This window comes from Agromyces binzhouensis, assembly GCF_004135055.1.
Lineage (GTDB): Bacteria > Actinomycetota > Actinomycetes > Actinomycetales > Microbacteriaceae > Agromyces > Agromyces binzhouensis.
Window position 1 is genome coordinate 1 of record NZ_SDPL01000248.1, and the last position, 4558, is coordinate 4558.

4 protein-coding genes and 1 tRNA gene are annotated in these 4558 nt (G+C 71.6%); 1 reads left to right on the forward strand and 4 read right to left on the reverse strand.

From position 1 onward, the window contains the following. A partial coding sequence (locus tag ESO86_RS11820; protein WP_242492336.1) for a TetR/AcrR family transcriptional regulator occupies nucleotides 1-610 on the reverse strand: 610 nt, incomplete at its 3' end. Between the two features lie 130 nt (nucleotides 611-740). Here ESO86_RS11820 and ESO86_RS11825 point away from each other — a divergent pair. Next, on the forward strand, nucleotides 741-1667 hold the full coding sequence (locus ESO86_RS11825; RefSeq protein WP_129235213.1) for a Ppx/GppA phosphatase family protein: 927 nt from the start codon (nucleotides 741-743) through the stop codon (nucleotides 1665-1667). A gap of 49 nt (nucleotides 1668-1716) precedes the next feature. On the opposite strand, the gene ESO86_RS11830 is transcribed toward ESO86_RS11825, so the two are convergent. From ESO86_RS11830 to ESO86_RS11840, 3 genes are all read right to left on the reverse strand, one after another. Next, nucleotides 1717-1790, reverse strand: a tRNA-Leu gene (locus ESO86_RS11830). A gap of 47 nt (nucleotides 1791-1837) precedes the next feature. After that, nucleotides 1838-3259 (reverse strand): NAD(P)/FAD-dependent oxidoreductase, encoded by a 1422-nt coding sequence (locus ESO86_RS11835; RefSeq protein ID WP_129235214.1) that lies wholly within the window; start codon nucleotides 3257-3259, stop codon nucleotides 1838-1840. A gap of 38 nt (nucleotides 3260-3297) precedes the next feature. After that, nucleotides 3298-4558: S8 family serine peptidase (locus tag ESO86_RS11840; protein ID WP_422836489.1), on the reverse strand; the 1261-nt coding region annotated here is incomplete at its 5' end.

The window sequence follows — 4558 nt, forward strand, 5'->3', positions numbered from 1 at the left end:
CCTGCGGCGCCGTCGGTTCGGGTCCCGTGGGGTCCGCCATTCTCGAGAGCGCGTCGGCGGCCGCGCGCGCGGCCGCCAGTGCGGCGCGGTCGTCGCGGTGGACGAGCCAGTTCAGGGTGATGCCGTCGGAGAACGCGACGAGCACGCCCGCGACCTCCGAGACGGAGACGCGCCACGCGACGCCGGCGCGCTCGGCGGCCAGCGTGAGCGCCTCCTCGGCGAAGTCGGCGTAGCGCCGGTACTGCGCGACGGCGAGCGGATGGCGCTCCGGAGCGCGCAGGGCGTGCTGCGTGAGCTCGAGCATGGCCTGCTCGTGCGCCGGATCGGCGCGGAGGTGCTCGAGGTAGCGCAGGAAGCCCGCCTCGATGACCTCGCGCAGGTCGCCGTCCACCTCCGGCAGCGGCAGCACGGCCTGCGTCTCACGTGCCACGACCGCCGCCGTGAGCTCGTCGAGGAACGCCTCGCGCGACTCGAACGCGTAGTGGAAGCTCGCGAGCGACATCCCCGCCTCGGCGACGATGGCCCGCGTGGAGGCGCCGGCGATGCCCTCGCGGGCGATGACCCGCAGTCCCGCCTCGATGAGCGCGGGGCGGCGCTCGGCGGCGGACATGCGGGACACGGCACTCCTCTCGGCGTGCTCGACCTCGGCGCCGGAGACACGGCACTGGGACAACCGTCCCAGTTCGTCCAAGTATGCCCGCACCGCGCGCGCCGCACCAGCCTCCCGGTACGCTCGCAGCATGCGCCTCGGGGTTCTCGACGTCGGATCCAACACCGTCCACCTGCTCGTGGTCGACGCGCACCCCGGCGCCCGGCCGATCCCCGCCGCGTCGCACAAGGCGGTCCTCCGGCTCATGCGCTACCTGGACGACGACGGGTCGATCAGCGAGGCCGGCGTCGAGGCCATCCTCGAGGCCGTCCGCGAAGCGTCCGCCGTCGCGAAGGAATCCGGCATCGACGAACTCCTGGCGTTCGCCACCTCGGCCATCCGCGAGGCGACGAACGGCGCAGAGGTGCTCGCGCTCATCGAGGAGGCCGCAGGGATCCACCTCGACGTGCTGAGCGGTGCCGATGAGGCCCGGATCACGTTCCTCGCCGTCCGCCGCTGGTACGGCTGGTCGGCGGGCCGCATCCTGCTCTTCGACATCGGCGGCGGCTCGCTCGAGATCGCCCACGGCGGCGACGAGGTCCCCGACAACGCGCGATCCGTGCCGCTCGGCGCCGGCCGCTCCACGATCGAGTACCTCTCGACCGACCCGCCGACCGACGAGCAGGTCGACGCGCTCCGCACGCACGCCCGCGCCGTCCTCCGATCGACCGTCGACGAGATCGGCGGTATCCCCGAGGTCGACCACGTGGTCGGGTCGTCGAAGACCATCCGCTCGCTCGCCCGGCTCGCAGGGAGCACCGAGGAGGGCGTCGGCTCGGAGGAACGCAGCATCCTGAAGCTCTCGCGCCTCGACGACTGGATCCCGCGCCTCGCACGGATCCCCGCCGACGCGCGCCCCAACCTCCCCGGCATCACCGCCGACCGGACGTTCCAGATCGTGGCGGGCGCGGTCGTCCTCTCCGAGACGATGCGCGCCTTCAAGGCGAAGACGCTCGAGGTCTCGCCGTGGGCGCTCCGCGAGGGGCTCATCCTCCGACGGATCGACCGGTTGTCCTGACCCGCTCGGCAGCGACCGCCGACGCAGCCGGCAGCGACGGCCGATCGAGTGCTCCCGCTGGGATTCGAACCCAGACTGAGGCGAGTTTAAGTCGCCTGCCTCTGCCGATTGGGCTACGGGAGCGCGGTGCCGGCCGAAGGGGCCGGCACCGCGTCACAGCATAGGGCGCGCTACTTGGCGGCGACGGCCTTCTCGACCTGCTTGGCCGACTTCGCAGCGGGCTTCTTGGCCTCCGACTTCGCCGGAGCGGCCGGCGCCGCGACCTCGCCCGCGGGCTTCGGACGCGCGGCGAAGCGCTCGAACTCGGCGCGCGGGTTCTGCACCGCGCTGAGCGAGACGATGTCGCGCCCGAGCCAGAAGTTGTTCCACCAGCCCCAGAACACGCGGAACTTGCGCTCCCACGTCGGCATCGCGAGACCGTGGTAGCCGCGGTGCGCGAACCACGCCAGCAGGCCCGTGATTGCGATCTTGCCCGACTGGAAGGCGCCGGAACCGATGCCGAGGCCCGCGACCGCGCCGAGGTTCTTGTGGAAGTAGTCCTTCGGCTCCTCACCGCGCAGGACCGCGACGATGTTCTTCGCCATGAGCTTGCCCTGGCGCACCGCGTGCTGCGCGTTCGGCACGCAGTAGCCGCCGACGCCGCCGCCCGTGAGGTCGGGCACGGCGGCGATGTCGCCGGCCGCCCAGGCGTCGGCGACGATGTCGTCCTCGTCGCCCACGCGAAGGTCGGGGCGCGCCTTGATGCGGCCCCGCTCCTCGACGGGCAGGTCGCTCGTGCGCACGATCGCCGGGTTCGCCATGACGCCGGCGGTCCACACGATGAGGTCGGTCTCGAAGGTCTCACCCGTCGAGAGCTCGATCCGGCCGTCGACGGCGCTCGTGAGCTGGGTGTCGAGGTGGATCTCGGCGCCGCGCTGGGCGAGGTGCTTGATCACCCAGTGGCTGGTGGGCAGCGACACCTCGGGCATGATCCGGCCCATCGCCTCGATGAGGTGGAAGTGCGTGTCGTCGAACGAGAGCTGCGGGTAGAACTCGAGCAGCGCGCTCGCGAAGGAGCGGAGCTCGGCGAACACCTCGATGCCGGCGAAGCCGCCGCCGACGACGACGACCGTCAGCAGGCGGTCGCGCTCGGGGCCCGCGGGGAGGTTCGCGGCCTTGTCGAAGTTGGTGAGCAGGCGGTCGCGGATCGCGACGGCCTCCTCGATGGTCTTGAGGCCGTACGCCTGGTCTGCCACGCCCGGGATCGGGAACGTGCGCGAGACGGCGCCGCCCGTGACGACGACCACGTCGTAGTCGAACTGCCACGGCTCGCCCGCCTCGGGCGTGATGGTGGCGGTCTTCGACGCGTGGTCGATGCCGGTCACCTTCGCCGTGATGACGTTGGTCTTCTTGAGGTGGCGACGCAGCGACACGACCGAGTGGCGGGCCTCGATCGAGCCCGCGGCCACCTCGGGGAGGAAGGGCTGGTAGGTCATGTACGGCAGCGGGTCGACGACGGTCACCTCGGCTTCGCCGGGACGCAGCCACTTCTCGAGCTTCCACGCCGTGTAGAACCCCGCATAGCCGCCACCGACGATCAGAATCTTGGGCACGGTGAATGGACTCCTTGGATCTGTGATGCCTGCGTCGCCTACGCGTCGGAGCGCGTGGAACGCCTGATGTGCCGAGTGGCGCCGATGCCCAACAGCGCTGCTAGCGTACCAAACCCGGCGACCAGCGAGAGCGGCACCGTGATATAAGACAACGTCCACGGGGTCGGCAGGAGGGTCTTCGCGCTGTCAGCGCGCGGAGGCGGGGGGTCGGCGATGGGCACGATCTCCTGGTCGTCGGTGCTCTCCGAGCCCTCCGCGTCGGGGAGGTCGGCGCGCCGATGCACGCGGATCCAGTCCTCGAGGCTGCCGAGCGGGTTCTGCTCCACGGCCTCGACCTCGGCCGTGAGCGCCGCGACCGGATCGATGATGCCGTAGCCGTAGAGCGGGCCGGGCACCTCCTCGCCCTTCGGATCGGAGGTGCGGATGATGCGGTTGATGACGTTCGCGGCGTCCAGCTCCGGGTACGCGGAACGGACGAGCGCGACGAGACCGGAGACGAGGGGCGCCGCAGCGCTCGTGCCGGACCACACCACATGGCTCCCGTCGGGCAGCACGCCCACCAGGTCCTCGCTCGGTGCGGCGACGGCGATGGTGATGCCCTGCGAGCTCGCGTCGAAGCTCGCGTTCTGGTCGCGGTCCACGCCGGCGACGGCGAGCACTCCCGGGACCGTCGCCGGCGCGCCGACCTGGGTCGTGCCCGACCCGCGGTTGCCTGCGGCGGCGACCACCACCACGTCGTTCTCGAACGCGTAGCGGAACGCGTCGTCCCAGCTCTCCGGCCAGTCCGGCGTGTTCCGAGTCAGCGACATGTTGATCACGTCGGCACCGTTGTCGACCGCCCAGACGACGGCCTCGGCGATCTGGTCGTCGTTGGTCTTCTCCGCCCCCGTCTCGAGACCGAAGGCGACGGATGCCGTCAGCAGGTCGGCATCGGGGGCGACGCCGATCACGCCGTTGCCCTCGCCGGTGCCGCGGCCCGCCAGGAGCGAGGCGACCATGGTGCCGTGCTCGTCCTCTTCACCCACGGGCGTCTGGCCGTCGGACGAGCCGATGCCCGAGACATCCGTTCCGCCGATCACGACGCCCTCCAGCTCGGCGACGTCGCCGTTCACGCCGGTGTCGATGATCGCGACCGTCACGTCGTCGCCGCGCGACATCGTCCACGCCTGGGTGAAGCCGTAGTCGTTCAGCCAGTACTGGAGGTCGCGGACCGTGTCGGCCTGAGCGGGCGCGGCGCCCGAGAGCGCGAGCACGCCGGCGACGACGGCCGCGACGCCCGCCCGCCAGGTCGGCCGGCGA

Bases quoted from the DNA above. Each gene is read 5' to 3' on its own strand.
- ESO86_RS11825 (WP_129235213.1), top strand. From the start codon at position 741: ATGCGCCTCGGGGTTCTCGACGTCGGATCCAACACCGTCCACCTGCTC.